We start from the raw sequence: 15,124 nt of genomic DNA on the forward strand, positions 1-15,124 counted from the left end.
GCTGTCCCCACGTGCCCTCATGATCGCCGGTGCTTTAGGGTGTCCCGATGCGCGTCCTGGCGATCGATTTCGGCACCTCCAACACCGTGGCCGTGGTGCGGGCGAACAACGGCCCGGCACGCGCACTGGTCTTCGACTCCTCGCCGCTGCTGCCGTCGTGCGTCTACCTGGACGGCAACGGCCAGATCCGGACCGGCCGGGACGCGGAACGGTCCGCGCTGCACGACCCGTCCCGGTTCGAACCGAACCCGAAACGCCGCATCGACGACGGCGCGGTCCTGCTCGGCGGCGGTGAGGTCCCGGTCGCCCAGCTGATCGCCGCCGTGCTGCGCCGCGTCGGTGAGGAAGCCGCCCGGCACCTCGGCGGCGCACCCGACGAGCTGCGCATGACGCACCCCGCGCAGTGGGGCGAACGGCGCCGGGCCGCGCTGTTCGAGGCCGCCCGCCTGGCCGGGCTGCCGCAGCCGCGGCTGATCGCCGAACCGGTCGCGGCCGCCTCCTACTACACCGCGGTCCTCGGCGCGCACCTGGCACCCGGCCGCGCGCTGGCCATCTACGACCTCGGCGGTGGCACGTTCGACGCGGCCGTGGTCCGGCACGCCGGCCCGGCCGGGTTCGAGGTCCTCGCCCAGCGCGGCCTGCACGACCTCGGCGGTCTCGACTTCGACCAGCTGCTCGTCGACCACCTCGGCCGCGCGTACGGCGCCGGCGCGAACCCGCTCTGGCAGGGCCTGATCGCGCCCCGCGACGCGGCCCAGCGCCGGCAGCGCACGCTGCTCTACGACGACGTGCGCGGCGCGAAGGAGTCGCTGTCGCGGGCCAACAGCGCGGACGTGCACGTGCCGTCGATGGACATCTCCGCGCACGTCACCCGCGAGGAGTTCGACGGGCTGCTGCGCCCGCACCTGGGCCGCACCGTCGACACGCTGCTGGAGACCGTCGCGGCCGCCCGGCTCGCCCCCACCCACCTGGCCGGGGTGTTCCTGGTCGGCGGCTCGTCGCGGATCCCGCTGGTCGCCAGCCTGCTGCACAACCGGCTCGGGGTCGCACCGACCACGCTGGAACAGCCGGAGACCGTCGTCGCCGAGGGCGCCGCCTACCACGGCGGGCCCGCGCCCACACCCGCGCAGCGGCCCGCGCCGGTGTCCGTGCCGCCGTACCGGCCGGTCGCCACGTCCGGTGGGCCGGCCTACCCGACGTCCGGGCCGCCGCAGATGCAGCCGCCCCCGCCGGTCATGCACCAGGCCCCGCCGCCGCCGATGCACCAGCAGCCGGTGATGCACCCGCCGATGATGGCCAAGGGCCCGATCGCGCCGCCGCGGCCGCCGGTGATGACCGGCCCGAAACGCGTCTGGTACAAGGACCCGCGCTGGATCTGGGCGATCGCGCTGATCAACATCATCTGGATCCTGTGCTGCGTGTGCGTGTACGTGCTCCCGGAGTCCGAGACCGACGGGGGCCCCGGCTCCACCCCGACGCCGTACACCACATACTGACCCGATGCGGATCCGGCCGGGCGCGCGCGTGGCGGTGCTGTCCCCGTCGTTCGCCGCGCCCGGCGTGTTCCCGCACGTCCACGAGCGCGCCATGCGCGTGCTGCGCGACCGGCTCGGCCTGATCCCGGTGGAGTACCCGACGACCCGGCGGACCGGTGCCTCCGCCGCGGCCCGCGCCGCGGACCTGACCGCCGCGTGGACCGACCCGTCGATCGCCGCGATCATGGCGACGATCGGCGGGAACGACCAGATCACCGTGCTGCCGCACCTGGACCCGGCGGTGTTCACGTCGGTGCCGCCGACACCGTTCGCCGGCTTCAGCGACAACACCAACCTGCTCAACTGGCTGTGGTACCACGACATCCCGGCGCTGCACGGCGGGTCGACGCAGGTCCACCTCGCCCGGCCCGGCGGCCCGCACCCGGTCTCGCTCGGCTCGCTGACGCACGCGCTGTTCCACGGCGGCGACCTGGAGATCGCACCGGTGGACACGTTCGCCGAGGACGAACTCGACTGGGCCGGCCCGGCACCCGCGGACGGCCCCGCACCCACCCTCCCCGCACCGGAGTGGACCTGGCACCGCCCGGACCGGGTCGTCACCGGCCGGCTGTGGGGCGGCAACCTGGAGATCCTCGCCTGGACGCTGGCCGTGTCCCGGTTCGTCAAGCCCGCGTCCGCGTACGACGGATGTGTGCTGCTGGTGGAGACCTCGCAGGAGACACCGTCCGCGACCGAGGTCTTCCGGACCCTGCGCAACATGGGCGAACGCGGCCTGCTGGCCCGCTTCCCGGCGATCATCGTCGGGCTGGCCAAGGCGACCAGCCTCAGCCACCCCCGGCCACCCGCCGTGCGCGACACCTACCGCCGGGAGCAGCGCGAGGCGGTCCTGCAGGCGGTCGGCACGTACGCGCCGGACGCCTGCGTGGTCTTCGACGTGCCGGTCGGGCACACCGACCCGCAGTACGTGCTCCCGTACGGCGGCCCGGTCACGGTCGACGGCCCCGGTCGGCGGCTGATCGCGCACTTCTGACCGTGTCCCCGGCACCGGAACTGAGATGATGGAACACATGCGGGTGGTGGTCACGGGGGCGGCGGGCCTGGTCGGCACGGCGGCGGCGGAAGCACTGGACAAGGCCGGCTGGGCGGTGCGCGGCACCGACCGCACCCCCGGCCGGTGGGTCGACGTCGTCGGTGACCTGCGCGACCCGCAGGTCCGCGCGGACGCGGTCCGTGACACCGACGCGCTCGTGCACGTCGCCGCGCTGCACGCACCCCACGTCGGCACCGTCACCGACGCCGAGTTCTGGGCCGTCAACGTCGACGCGACCGCCGCGCTGCTCGGCGACGCCGCCCGCGCCGGCGTGCGCCGCCTCGTCTACATCAGCTCCACCAGCGTGTACGGGCACGCGCTCGTCGCGCAGGGCACCGCCGTCTGGGTCGACGAGGAACTCACCCCGAAACCCCGCGACGTGTACGACGACACCACACTCGCCGCGGAACGCCTCATCGCGTCCGGCCCGATCCCGGCGATCGCGCTGCGGATCGCCCGCTGCTTCCCGGAACGCCCGCACGTGCTCGCCGGTCACCTGCTGCACCGCGCGGTCGGCGTCGGTGACGTCGCCGACGCGATCGTCCTCGCCGCCGGCCAGACCGCGGTCACCGGCGCCTACAACATCGCCGGCCCGTACCCGTTCACCCCCGGCGACTGCCGCGACCTGTTCCGCGACGCACCCACGCTGATCACGCAGCGGGTGCCCCGGGTCGCGGCCGCGTTCCGCGAACGCGGCTGGCGGCTGCCGGCCAGCATCGACCGCGTCTACGACTCCCGGGCCGCCGCCCGCGCGCTCGGCTACCGGCCCCGCTTCACCGCCCTCGACTTCCTCAGCTGACCCGGTCACCGCGCCACCCGCCCCACCACCCGCGCGTCTTACAGTGGTGCGTGCGGATTGTGATCGAGGATGGCGGGGACGTGCCGCCGTACGCGCAGATCAGGGACCAGGTCGCGGGCCTGGCCCGGGACGGTGACCTGGCGGCCGGGACACGGCTGCCGGCCGTGCGGGCGCTCGCCGAGCAGCTCGGGCTGGCGGTGAACACGGTCGCCCGCGCCTACCGGGAGCTGGAACAGGCCGGGCTGGTCGAGACCCGCGGACGGCACGGGACCGTGATCACCGCCCGGGCCGCCGGGGCGTCCACCGAGGCGCTGCGGCTCGCCGGGCAGTACGCGACGGCGACGCGGGCGCTCGGCGTACCACCGGAACAAGCTCTTGATCTGGTCAGGGCCGCGTTGGGCCTGCGGGCGGACACCACGCCCACGCGCGGGCGGCCATAGGCGCGACGGCGGAAAATCGGGCAGACTGCGACGGCATGAGCGACGAGCGGATCGAGGCCAACGAGACCGTGGTGCCGCTGCTGGCGTGCACCGACATCGACGCGACGCTGGAGTTCTGGCCGGCGATGGGTTTCACCGTCACCTACCGGCAGACGAAACCGTACCTGTACCTGGCGTTCGAGTGGAGCGGGTTCGCGCTGCACTACGGGCGCGCCGCCGCGGGAACCGAGGCGGGCGGCGGCTGCCTCGTCATGGTCGATACCGTCGCCGCCTACCACGCCGCGTTCACCGCGGCGATGCGCGACCGCTACGGGAAGGTCCTCGCGGCCGGGCAGCCGCGGATCAGCCGGTTCCGGCCCGGCGCGTCCCGGTTCACGATCACCGACCCGTCCGGGAACTCGATCGTGTTCATCCAGCGCGACGAACCGGTGTCGGTCGAGTACGGCGGGGCCACACACCTCACCGGGCTCGCCCGGGTGCTGGACAACGCCCGGATCCTGCGCGACTTCAAGAACGACGACCTGGCCGCGTTCCGGGCGCTGAACTCCGGGCTGCGCCGGCACGGCGACAGCGCCACCACGCTGGAACGCGCGACGGCGCTGGCCGCCCTGGTCGAGCTGTCGACCGCGCTCGGCGAACCCGGCAAGGCCGGCGAGTGGGGCGAACGGCTCGCCGGGATCACCCTGACCGGCGACGAGAGACGTCAGGTCCGTGACACCGTCGCCGACCCGGCGCTGCTCGACCCGTGGCTGTGAACCGGCTCGCCGAACCAGCGGGTCAGCGCCGCCCCGAGACCGTCGCCGTCCTCCCAGGCCACGTAGCCGTCCGGGCGGATCAGCATGCTGGCGTCACCGGCGCCGGCGACGACCGTGACCCGCCCGGCCCACCCGGCCGCGACGCGGGCATGCCGCCGGTCCGGCGTCGTGTCGATCAGCAGCGGGCGGCCGGTGCCGGTGAACTCCGACAGCGGGCGGCCGTCGACGGTCAGGTCCGGGGCCCAGCGGGTGGTGTGCGGGTAGGCGACGTCGGCACCGGAGATCAGCGCCGCGATCCGGGCGAGCGCGGGCGGATCCTGCAGCAGCTCACCGACCAGCGTCCGCAACGCGGTGATCTCCGGGCCGGGACCGACCAGGACGCCCTGGGCCGTGGTCTGCATGGTGACCCGGGCACCGGCCGGGCGGCGCTCCGACTCGTACGTGTCGAGCAGCGCGGGCGGCGCCCAGCCGTGCACCGCGGCGGCGACCTTCCAGGACAGGTTGACCGCGTCCTGCAGACCCAGGTTCAGGCCGTTGCCGCCGATCGCGGAGTGCACGTGCGCGGCGTCACCGACCAGGAACACCCGGCCCGCCCGGTAGCGGTCGGCCAGCCGGGTGTTCCCGCCGGTCAGCCGCCGCACCGGCGTGACCTCCGGGAACGGGCCGGGCACGCCGACGACGCGCGTGAACGCGGCCCGGAACTCCTCCGCCGTCATCGGCGGCCCGCCGTCCGGTGACGGGCCGGCGTCGGCGCCGACCTCGGAGACGTTGACCATCACCCGGCCGTCGGGGAACGGGGCGAACGACACCATGCCGCGGTCCAGCCGGGTGTGCAGGAACGGCGGGATCTCACCGAACCCGGGGACCCGCAGCGCGCGCGTGTCCGGGTCGAGCGCGTCCGGGGCCAGGCGGACATGGACGGAACGGCTGACCGTGCGGTCGTGGGTGATCCCGGGAAACCCGATCCCGGCCAGCTTCCGCACCGTGCTGCGGCCACCGTCCGCGCCGATCAGCCACGAGCAGGCGTGGACCGTACCGTCGGCCGTGGTGACCGTGACACCGTCCGCGTCCTGGGACAGGGCCGTCACGGCACGACCGCGCACGACCCGCACCCCCAGCTCGGCGGCGCGCTCCGCGAGCACCTGCTCGACCCGGCGCTGCGGCACCAGGACGGTGTGGACCGGGTTGTCCGGCAGCCGGTGGAACGGCATCGGGAAGGCCGCGAACATGAAGTGATCGGCCGGGCGCGGGGGAGCGGCGTCACCGGTCAGCCGGGACAGCAGGCCACGCCGGTCGAGCAGCCGCACGATCTGGCCGACCATGCCGTTCGCGCGCATCTCCTCCCGCGGGGCGTGGTCGCGCTCCAGGACCAGCGGGCGGACGCCGGCGAGAGCGAGCTCCGCGGCGGCCATCAGGCCGTTGGGCCCCGCCCCGACGACGATCACATCGTGAAATTCCATGACAAAACCCCTCCGAGGGTACGGGTGAGCGCCCGGCGCGCGGTCGCGCGCAGGTTCGTGTTGTGTGTGTTCGTAGTGGTGTGGTGCCGCCGCGGTGCACGCGGCGGATCGGCGCCCGTGCCGGCCGGGCCGACGCTGTCCGTCCGTGTTCCGCCCGGCCGTGCCGGGCGGTCGGTGCCCGCGCGAGGGCTGCGGTGATGCCGGATCGATCGGGCAGCCGGTGGTGTGGCCCTCCGGCGGCGTGTCCCCGCTGCGGTCCCGGTGCGGCCGGGCGGGTGCGGTACGGTCCCGGCGCGGTGTGCCGCAAGGACGCGCTGACGCGTTCGTCGCGGTCCCGGCCCTCGACGCCCCGACCGGGTCCGGCATGTGCCGGGTCCGGTGCATGCCGGGGCGGCCCGCGCGCCGATGCGGTCCCTGGTGTGTCGGGGTGGCGTGCTGGACGGTGCGGTGAGTGCGGTGCGGTGCGGTGCGGCCGGTGACCGTACCCGCCGATGTGCTCCTAGGGTTTCCGGGCCGGCTCCGGGAGACCGGCCGCGAGCAGGGACAGGGCCTCGCGCAGCAGGTCCGTCATGGACTGCGCCGCGTCACGGGCGACGAACTGCTGCTGTGCCGCGTTGTGTGCCGCGGTGACCGCGCCCGCGACCAGGTTCGGATAGAGGTCACGGGACGGGTCCGTGCCGGTGCGCGCGGCGACCGCGGCCGCGATCTCCGCCTCCGCCCGGACGCCGGCGCGCAGCATCTCGGCCCGCAGACCGGGTGACGCCATCATCGCCCGGATGCCGGCCGCCCACTCCGCCGGATCGGGGTGCTGCGGTTGCGCGATCACCTCCGGGCCCGGCGCGGTCTGCGCCAGGGCCGCGGCCGTGATCGCCGTCCACAGCGGCTCGCCGGCCGGGCGGGCCCGCAGGTCCGCCGCGAACTGGAGATGACGGTCGAGGTGCCGCGCCGCGACCGCCTCACCCTTGCTGGAGAAGTAGTTGTTGAACGTGCGCGGTGACACCCCGGCCGCGGCCGCGATGTCCTCCACCAGCACGTTCTCCGCGCCACGCTCCACGATCAGCCGGACCGCGGCCCAGCTCAGCGCGGCCCGGGTCGCCTGCTTCTTCTGCTCCCGCAACCCCATGCCACCACGCTACACAAAAATGCGCGTCCCGCAAAGATGCGTGGCACGCAAAATTACTGCGGGGGCCGGACCATGATCTCGTCGATCGGCGGGTCATCCTTCTCGAACACGAACCCGTGCCGCTCGTACAGGCGCCGGGCCGCACTGCCCCGCAGCACCGTCAGCCGCACCGGCAGCCCGTCGCGGTCCGCCCGGTCCAGCAGCGCGCGCAGCACCGCCGTGCCCACGCCGGCGCCCTGCACCCGCGGATCCAGGTAGAAGTGCTCCAGCCAGTACCCGTCCGGCGCCGGCCGCAGCGCCACGCACCCGGCCGGCACGCCACCCACCTCGATCACCCGCGTGTGCGCGGCCACGAACCCGTCCCGCAGCCGCTGCCGTACCCGCCGCTCGTCGAAGCGCCCGAGCCGCTCCAGATCCGGCCGCATCACCACGGCCCGCAACTCCACCAGCGCGTCCAGATCCGCATCCGACGCGGCCCGCACCGACCACTCCACCATGATCATCAGGCTATCCGGCCCGCCCGGCGCCGCGTGGCCGGCCGCCGCGGGCCTCGTGGGGCTCGCCCGTCACGTTCCGTCCCGGGGCTTCCGCGTCAGTTCCGCTCGCCGCCGGTGAGGAGGGTGAGCAGGCCGGCGGGGGCGTCGGCGCCGAACATCAGGTCGAGGTTGGCGGCGGATTCGACGGCGAACCGCTCACTGCGGGGAAAGAGCGCCTGCTCGTAGGCGGTCAGGGCGGCTTCGACGTCGCCGGGGTGCGCGGCTATGGCCCTGCCGAGCTCGGAACCGTCGAACATGGCGAGGTTCGCGCCCTCGCCGGCGAACGGGGACATGAGGTGGGCGGCGTCGCCGAGGAGGGTGACGCCGGGAACCCGGTCCCAGCGGTGGCCGATCGGCAACGCGTTGATCGGGCGCAGAACGGGCGCGGTGTCGCCGTCGGTGATCAGCGCGGTCAGCTCCGGCGCCCAGCCGTCGAACTCGGCGGCGACCCGCTCGGCGGTGACAGCGCCGGACATCCACTCCTGCGGCGTGGCCAGCGCGATGTAGGAGTGCAGGACCCCGCCGGCCTCCCGGTGCGCGAGCACACCCTTGCCCGGCGCGACGGCAAACAGGGCGCCGTCGCCGACCGCTTTCGCGGCGGCCGGGTGCCGTTCGTCGGCGTCGCGCAGGTAGTTCTCGACGAAGGTGATGCCGGTGTATCGCGGTTGGGCGTTCGACAGCAGCGGGCGGATCCGGGACCAGGCACCGTCCGCGCCGACGAGCAGATCGGTGGTCACCGTCGGCCCGTGCGCGAAGGTCAGCTCATGCCGGCCGCCGCCGAGCGCCCTGACCCCGGTGACCTTGTGGTCCCACCGGATCGTGCCGGCCGGCAGCGATTCGAGCAGGATCCGGCGCAGGTCGCCGCGCAGGACCTCGGGTCGCACGCCGGTGCCGTCGTCGGGCTCGTCGAGCACGTGCGTGGCCTCGCCGCCCTCGTGGATGATCGCGCGGAACTCGTCGGTGAGACCGGCCTCCGCCAGAGCGAGCTGACCGTTGTATTCGTGCAGGTCCGGCTGGCCACCCTGGGTGCGGGCGTCCGCCGACTCGTCCGCCTCGTAGATGGTCGCGGAAATACGACGTCGCCGTCGTACGCGCTCTGCCCGAGACGGATGCCGGTGCCTCTGCGCGCGACGCGATCCATGCCGTGACGCTCGCCGTCTACGAGGCGATCGAGAAGCACCCGTGGGTCGCCGACCAGTTGACCCGCCCGCCGTGGCGCTCGGCGACGCTGCAGATCCTCGAACGCCTGGGCCGGCCGGTCGCCGCGCTCGGCATCGCGGCACCCGCCCAGTTCACCGCGGCCTCGGCGCTGCTGCTGCTGCACATCGTCGGTGCCGGCCGCCAGGAGGCGATCAACTCCCACTCCCCGGAGACCCACGCCGGCCGGCAGGACAACCTCGACCGCGTCGCCGCCGAGTGGGGACAGCTCGACGCCGCGGAGTACGCGTTCACCCGGACGATGGCCGCGCAGCTTCGCGACCACGACGACCGCACCGAATTCCTCGCCGGGATCGACCTCATCCTCGGCGGCGTGGAGTACCTCGGGCACTCCACGGCCGGCACCACGCCCCAGCCGAGGGCCGGGACGCGGGTTCAGTAACGACGACCGGTGTGCGGGCTTCGCGGGACCTGAGCCCGGCGGCGCCTGGACCTTCGCGCGGCCCTTCCGGGCGGGACGGGCCGAGGCCGGCACGCAGCCGGCCTCGGGGAATGTGTCCGGTCAGGCGGGCGGCGGTGCCCACCAGCGGGCCAACGCCGCGGTGGCCGGGTCGTCGGAGGACTGCAGCGCGGTCCACGGGTCACCGGCCGGGTCGCCGGTGCCGGCGTAGTCGAGCAGGTCGGCCGGGGGCACCGTGGGAGCGGCGGCGAGCGGGTCGGTCCAGGCGGCCAGGTCGGCCGGGGAGAGACCGGCGGCCAGGTCCGCGGGGGACAGGGAGCCGAGCAGGTCCGGGTCGATCCACGGCGGGCCGTCGATCGGGTCGGGCGTCTCCACGGACAGCTCCGGCGGGAACGTGTCCCAGGTCGCGCCCTCGCCGTGATCGGCGAGGTCCGGGTCGACGCCGACCGGCGGCGTGGCACCGTAGTCCTCCTCGGACAACGGCGCGTCCGCGGGATCAAAATCCTCAGCGGGTACGTCGGCCCCGTCCGCGCCTGCCGCGTCGCCCTCGTCGCCGAGGTCCGGCGGGAACGCCGCGAACGGCGGCACCACACCCGGCTCGGCGGCATCGTCCGCCGTGGCGGGGACGCCGGCGGAGGCCACGTCGTCGTCGGCCCGCTCAGCGTCTCCGGCCGAGTAAGGGTCCCCAGCCGAGTCAGCGTCGCTGACCGAGTAGGAGTCGCCGGCCGGCTCGGGGAGATCGGCGGACGGCTGGGAGATGTCGTCGGGAACCGGGGTGCCGGCGAAGTCGGGCGCGTCGACCGGAACAGGGATGCCGGCGTCCGCCCCGGTGTCGTCGGCGTCGCCGAAGCCCTCCGGTGCGGCCGGTGCGCCGCCGCCGGAACCGGAGACGTCGTCCACCGTGTTCGCGTCCGCTGAACCGGACGATTCCGCGGCCGGGTTCGCCGTGTCGCCGCCGGTGTAGGCGTCGCCGAAACCCTCCTCCGCGGGCGGGACGAACTGCTCGCCACCGCCGGAGCCGGACGAGTCGACAGCCTCGCGCTCCGCCGAGCCGGGGACGGCCTCGCCCGCCGCCGGCGTCCGCGCGCCGGCCGGCTCCGTGCCGTCGGCCGGCGTCGTGCCGTCGGCCGGCGTCGTGGACCCGGCCGCCGGCTCCGCGCCGGATTCTGCGTCGGAGCCCGGCGGAAGCGACGGGCCCGGGGGGACGTCCGCGCCGGCGGAGGACTCCGCCGCGCCGGGGGACGAGCCGGCAATCGGGTCGCCGACGCCGGCCGAGGCATCCGGCGGCAGCGCGGGGCCCGGAACACCGGCGGAGGGGCCGACGGCGTCACCGAGCGACGGGCTCGCCGTCGTCGAACCGGGCTCCCCGGCCTCGCCGGACGTGGCGGCCGGGTCACCCGAGACCGGGCCCGCACCCGAGACCGGACCCTCGGCCGGGTCCGAACCGTCGTCCGGATCCGACGCACCGGCCGAATCGGCCGGTGCCGCCGCGTCGCCGAAGCCCTCGGTCGCCGGCGGCTCCGCACCGATCGGTGCGTCCGCCGACGCGGGGTCACCGGCGCCGGCCGCGGGGTCGGCGACGTCGCCGGAATCAGCGGCACCGGCTGCGGAGTCGGCTGCATCAGTGGCATCGGCGCCGGGTCCGGCCGCGGAGTCGGCGCCACCGTCGCCGGAACCGGCCGCGGGATCAGTGGAATCCGGGTCGCCGCCGGAATCCGCCACGGGATCACCGGCCGACGGCGAGCCGTCCGCGGTGACGTCCGCGCCCTCGGCGGCGTCCGGCTCGTCGGCGGCGCCGAAGCCCTCGGTGTACTCGTACGACTCGCCGCCGCCCGCGCCCGCGGCGGACGCCGCGAACGGGTCGTCCTCGCTGTACGCCGCCCCGAAACCCTCGGTCGCCGGCACCTCGTCCGGTGCCGTGGCCGGGTCCGCGGGGACCTCCGCGTCGTCCGGGAGGCCGGGGGTGTCGTAGGACGACGACGGCTCGTCGAAGGTCGGCAGGTCGTCGCCGAACGGGGAGTGCGAGTAGAGCGGGGCGCCGGGGCCGGTGACGTCGCCGGTGGTGTCGTCGTCCGGTGGTTCGCCGCCGGGCCAGTCCTGGTGGTCGGTCACGGGGCTCCTCCAGCGGTCGAAGCGGGGGCGGCGGGGGGCTTTGCGGCGGTCTTCACGGCGGCGCTGGCGGACGCGGGCGCCAGGCCGCGGGTCTTCACGAGCACCTCGTCGACCTGCTTGACGCGGGCGCGGAGCGCGTCCCGTTCGGCGGTCAGCGCGGCCTTCTTCTTCGCGCGGGTCGCCTTGTCCGTGGCGAGCGCCTGGTCGATCTTGCCGATGTGGTCGTCGAGTTCCTTCAGGCGGCGCTCGATCGCGTCGTCCAGCGCGAGCGTCAACGCGTACTGCAGGTCGGTGAAGCGGTGCGCGACCTCGTCGGTGAGCGCGGCCCGGGACTCGCCGATCACCTCGCGCAGCCACACCTTGGCCTGCTGCCGGTCACCGGCGACGCGCCGCTTGTAGAGGATGAACGCGCCCGCGGCCAGGCCGATACCGACGCCGACGACCGGCAACAGCAGGCCACCGCCGACGATCGCGGTCGCGCCGAGCGCGGACGCGCCGGCCATCGCGCCCCGGCCGGCCATCATCGCGATGCCACCGGCGGAGAGCGCGACCATCACGTTGTCCGTACCGGCGTCGCGCTGGGGTTTGGTGTTCAGGGCGTGGCCGAGCTGGGCGTTGAGCCGGCCGAGGACGTGCTGCAGTTCGGCGGGCGGGAACGCGTGCGACAGCACCTCCTCGCCGACCTGCCGGAACCGGCGTTCCAGGTCCGCGGAGAGTTTCAGCGACACCGCGTGCAGCGCCGCGTCGACGTTCTGCGGCAGCGCCTCCAGCTCGTTGCGCTTGAACTTGTCGAGCTTGCCGAGGTAGTCCTCCTGCAGTTCGGACAGCGCGGTGCGCAGCCCGCCGGTGGACTCGACCCGGGCCCGCTGCACGTGCGTGTTCAGCGCCAGCGACCACTGCCGGGAGTCGGTGCGTTTACGCGCCGCCAGCTGCTGCCGCTGTTCCTTGGCGCGCGCCGCGTCGGCCGGGTCCGGGTCGGTCGCGGTCATCTGCTCGCCGAGCGCCAGGTCACGGCGGACCATCTCGGAGCGCAGCGCGCGCAGCAGGTTCGCCCGGTCGAGCAGGCCGCGGCGGCCGGCGACCTGGCGCAGCGCCTTGGCCAGCTCGTCGATGCGGGCCTCCTTGGCCAGCTCGGCCGCGACCTCCGGCGGCATCTGCGCGGCCGTCTCCGCCAGCCGGGCCGACACCGGGAACCAGGGGGCGTTGCCGAACCGGGGCGCGTGCGTCTTCAGGTGTGCCTTGTCGTCGGCGAGGATGGTCCGCCAGCCCGGGTACGCGTCCGTCTTGGTCAGCGCGAACATGACGAGGTTGACGCGCTTCGACGCCTGGATGAGGAAGTCGAGTTCGGGCTGGGACAGCGGCGAGGACGCGTCGACGACGAACAGCAGCGCGGTCGCCTTCTCCGCGGCCGCGAGCGCGACCTCCGCGTGTGCCGGGTCGAGGCCGCCGGTGCCGGGCGTGTCGATCAGCGTGAGGTGCTGCAGCAACGGCGACGGGTAGCCGATCTGGATCCGGCGCGGCGGGCGGGTGCCCTCGGGCAGCACACCCCCGGCCGTACCCCAGTTGATCAGCCCGTCGATGCCGATCTCGATCGGGTGTTCCTGGCCGGGCTGCCACGCGCGGGCCTGCGGCGTCGGCGCCTCGGTCATCTCCAGGTACGCCGAGGTGGAGACCGCGACGTCGACCGGGGACAGGCCGGGCGCGCCGATCAGCGCGTTGACCAGCGAGGACTTGCCGCGCTTGGTCTCACCGACGATGACGATCGCGGGCTTGTCCTGCTCGCGGCGGGACAGCTCGTCGAGGTCCGCGGCCGCGTCCGGCTCGACCGACCGCAGGTAGGCCAGCGCACCGTCGGAGGTCGCGGCGAGCTGCCGGGCGAGCGCCTGCACCGCCTCGGCGCCGGGTTTCGCTGCGGCGGGTGCGGTCATCGGTAACCTCCGTGGCCTGGGCGGAACTGGTGGGGCGGGCCTGGCTGAGGCGCACCGGGGTAGCCGGGAGTGTAGGGGCCGGGCGCTCGCCCGTACCCCGGCGGCGGTGGCGGCTGGTGTTGCCACGGCGCGGCCGTGGGCGCGGCACCGGAGACCGGGTGGGCCGAGTTCTGGCCGCGGACCTGCTGGGCGAGCAGGAAGAAGCCGCGGTGCGCGACCTGGGCGACGCGGGCCTGCGCGGGGCTGGCGCCGGCGACCGCGAAGACCCGCCACCGGTTCGCGGCGGCCAGCGCGGCCTGGGCCAGCTGCTCCACGCCCGCCTGCGGCATCTCCAGGATCCAGGCCGCGTCCGTGGTCAGCGCCAGCCGGGTCAGTTCCCGTTCCATCTGCTCGGGCAGCACGACCGCGCCGGAGGTGACGGACTGGGCCGCCTCCAGCAGCCGCAGCCGGTGGTACTCCGGCTGCTGCAGCACCCGCTCGATCGCGTCGCGGAGCAGCTCCCGGTCCTGCTGGGCGGCGGCGTGCCCGGCCAGCCGCTCCAGGCTGGACAGCGCCCAGGCCGCCTTGATCGCGTCGGTACGCCAGCGGAACGCCTGGTCGAGGGTGTTGCGCAGCCGGGCGAAACCGGACGCCTGCAGCAGCAGCCGGACCAGCTCGCCGGAGCCGAGCTCGGGCTTGTTCGCGAACTGCGCGAGCGCGAAGCCGATGCCGTACAGGTCGAGCAGGCTCAGCAGCCGCTCGCGCTGCGCCTTCGACACCGGGCAGTCCCGGTTGACGAACAGGTCGACCGAGGCCATCAGCACCATGCGCTCGGTCTGCGACAACCCGGCGAGGGTGCGCAGCGCCTCGCAGTCGGCCGCGGTCAGCCGGCCCGCCTCGGTCGTCTCCGCGAGCAGGCCGGCGATCGGCACCACCTCGGAGACGACCCGGCGCAGCACCCCGGCCTGGTCGGAGGCGAGCGGCCCGGCGACCGGCCACGGGTCCGCGCCGCCCGCGACCAGCTTGTCGACCTTGTTGAACAGGCCGATCGAGTTGATCGGGTTGCCGGACAGCCGCGCGGAGACGGACTGGAACGTCGACAGCGCCGCGATGTCGTCCGCGCGGACCGCCTGGGTGAACACGTAGAGGACCGCCTCGGCGCCGGAGACCGCGGCGACCGAGTCGTCGTCCAGGTCGTCGTCGAGCGGCGCGTCCGGTGTCGCCTGATCGGGTGTCAGGTAGTTGGCCGACGCAGCCGAGATCGACTGGTTCGTCGACGACAGACCGGGCGTGTCGACCACGGTCAGGTCACGCAGCCGGTCGCTGGTCAGCGTCACGTCCACGAACGCGATGTCCTCGCGCGGCACGCCGAGCTGCATCGGGATCATGCCCGACTCCTCCAGCGGGCGCGACACGCGCGAACCGTCCCGGCGGACCACGTCCAGCCGGTCGGCGGTGCCGTAGCGGAACTGGGTGACCACGCGCGTGCACTCGCCGACCGCGGTCGGCGCGACCCGGCGGCCGACGAGCGCGTTCACGAGTGTCGACTTTCCGGCCTTCAGCCGGCCGGCGACCGCGACCCGCAGCGCCTCGTCGAGGCGGCGCCGGACGGCGAGCACCTGCTGCGCGCTGACCGGCGACAGACGCGGGCCGACCTCGTCACACAGCGCGGCGACCCGGTTGGTCAGGGGACCTTGCACCACGATTGGTCAGCCGCCCGTCTTCTCAGCCACAATGGCACTGTTGCGGCGCATCGCTTGGTCGATCCCTCCCGGCAGAGCGGCGAAG

At 74.6% G+C, this 15,124-nt stretch carries 13 protein-coding genes; 6 read left to right on the plus strand and 7 right to left on the minus strand.

What is annotated here, in order from left to right; all coding sequences use genetic code 11:
- Window positions 1–47: 47 nt before the first annotated feature.
- Genes J2S44_RS40815 through J2S44_RS40835 form a run of 5 tightly spaced genes read left to right on the plus strand, consistent with a single transcriptional unit; the run spans window position 48 to window position 4,580 of the window.
- A complete protein-coding gene (locus J2S44_RS40815; RefSeq protein WP_310428676.1) occupies window positions 48–1,496 on the plus strand; it encodes an Hsp70 family protein in 1,449 nt (482 codons plus the stop codon).
- A gap of 4 nt (window positions 1,497–1,500) precedes the next feature.
- Window positions 1,501–2,526 (plus strand): LD-carboxypeptidase, encoded by a 1,026-nt coding sequence (locus J2S44_RS40820; RefSeq protein ID WP_310428679.1) that lies wholly within the window; start codon window positions 1,501–1,503, stop codon window positions 2,524–2,526.
- A 37-nt stretch (window positions 2,527–2,563) separates the two neighbouring features.
- Window positions 2,564–3,385, plus strand: coding sequence for an NAD-dependent epimerase/dehydratase family protein (locus tag J2S44_RS40825; RefSeq protein ID WP_310428681.1), 822 nt, complete (start codon window positions 2,564–2,566; stop codon window positions 3,383–3,385).
- Window positions 3,386–3,435: 50 nt separating this feature from the next.
- Window positions 3,436–3,825, plus strand: a complete 390-nt coding sequence (locus tag J2S44_RS40830) for a GntR family transcriptional regulator (RefSeq protein WP_310428682.1) — start codon at window positions 3,436–3,438, stop codon at window positions 3,823–3,825.
- Window positions 3,826–3,860: 35 nt separating this feature from the next.
- Complete coding sequence (locus J2S44_RS40835; protein WP_310428684.1) at window positions 3,861–4,580, plus strand: DUF8817 family protein; 720 nt, start codon at window positions 3,861–3,863, stop codon at window positions 4,578–4,580.
- Here the strand turns inward: J2S44_RS40835 and J2S44_RS40840 are convergent.
- The 4 genes from J2S44_RS40840 to J2S44_RS40855 form a co-directional block, all read right to left on the minus strand.
- A complete protein-coding gene (locus tag J2S44_RS40840; protein WP_310428686.1) occupies window positions 4,529–6,040 on the minus strand; it encodes an FAD-dependent oxidoreductase in 1,512 nt (503 codons plus the stop codon). The genes J2S44_RS40835 and J2S44_RS40840 overlap by 52 nt on opposite strands.
- 499 nt (window positions 6,041–6,539) lie before the next feature.
- Window positions 6,540–7,163 carry a TetR/AcrR family transcriptional regulator gene (locus tag J2S44_RS40845; protein ID WP_310428688.1) on the minus strand — a complete coding sequence of 208 codons (624 nt, stop codon included), beginning with the start codon at window positions 7,161–7,163 and terminating at the stop codon, window positions 6,540–6,542.
- Between the two features lie 53 nt (window positions 7,164–7,216).
- Entirely contained in the window at window positions 7,217–7,660 is a 444-nt protein-coding gene (locus J2S44_RS40850) for a GNAT family N-acetyltransferase (protein ID WP_310428690.1), read from the minus strand.
- Window positions 7,661–7,755: 95 nt separating this feature from the next.
- A complete protein-coding gene (locus J2S44_RS40855) occupies window positions 7,756–8,613 on the minus strand; it encodes an FAD-dependent oxidoreductase (RefSeq protein WP_310428692.1) in 858 nt (285 codons plus the stop codon).
- A gap of 221 nt (window positions 8,614–8,834) precedes the next feature.
- On the opposite strand from J2S44_RS40855, the gene J2S44_RS40860 reads away from it, so the two are divergent.
- A complete protein-coding gene (locus J2S44_RS40860) occupies window positions 8,835–9,299 on the plus strand; it encodes a TetR/AcrR family transcriptional regulator C-terminal domain-containing protein (protein ID WP_374728056.1) in 465 nt (154 codons plus the stop codon).
- A gap of 120 nt (window positions 9,300–9,419) precedes the next feature.
- Here J2S44_RS40860 and J2S44_RS40865 read toward each other — a convergent pair whose 3' ends face one another.
- From J2S44_RS40865 to J2S44_RS40875, 3 genes are read right to left on the minus strand one after another with little or no spacing between them, the layout of a single operon-like run.
- Window positions 9,420–11,429 (minus strand): hypothetical protein, encoded by a 2,010-nt coding sequence (locus J2S44_RS40865; RefSeq protein ID WP_310428694.1) that lies wholly within the window; start codon window positions 11,427–11,429, stop codon window positions 9,420–9,422.
- The gene (locus J2S44_RS40870; RefSeq protein WP_310428696.1) at window positions 11,426–13,357 is read right to left on the minus strand and encodes a dynamin family protein; all 1,932 of its coding nucleotides are present in this window, start codon (window positions 13,355–13,357) and stop codon (window positions 11,426–11,428) included. The genes J2S44_RS40865 and J2S44_RS40870 overlap by 4 nt, the downstream gene beginning before the upstream one ends.
- Window positions 13,354–15,039: a dynamin family protein gene (locus tag J2S44_RS40875; RefSeq protein ID WP_310428698.1), complete on the minus strand. Its 1,686-nt coding sequence runs from the start codon at window positions 15,037–15,039 to the stop codon at window positions 13,354–13,356. Before J2S44_RS40875 ends, J2S44_RS40870 begins: the two co-directional genes overlap by 4 nt.
- Window positions 15,040–15,124: the final 85 nt, after the last annotated feature.

It is taken from the genome of Catenuloplanes niger, from assembly GCF_031458255.1.
GTDB classification, from domain to species: Bacteria; Actinomycetota; Actinomycetes; order Mycobacteriales; family Micromonosporaceae; genus Catenuloplanes; species Catenuloplanes niger.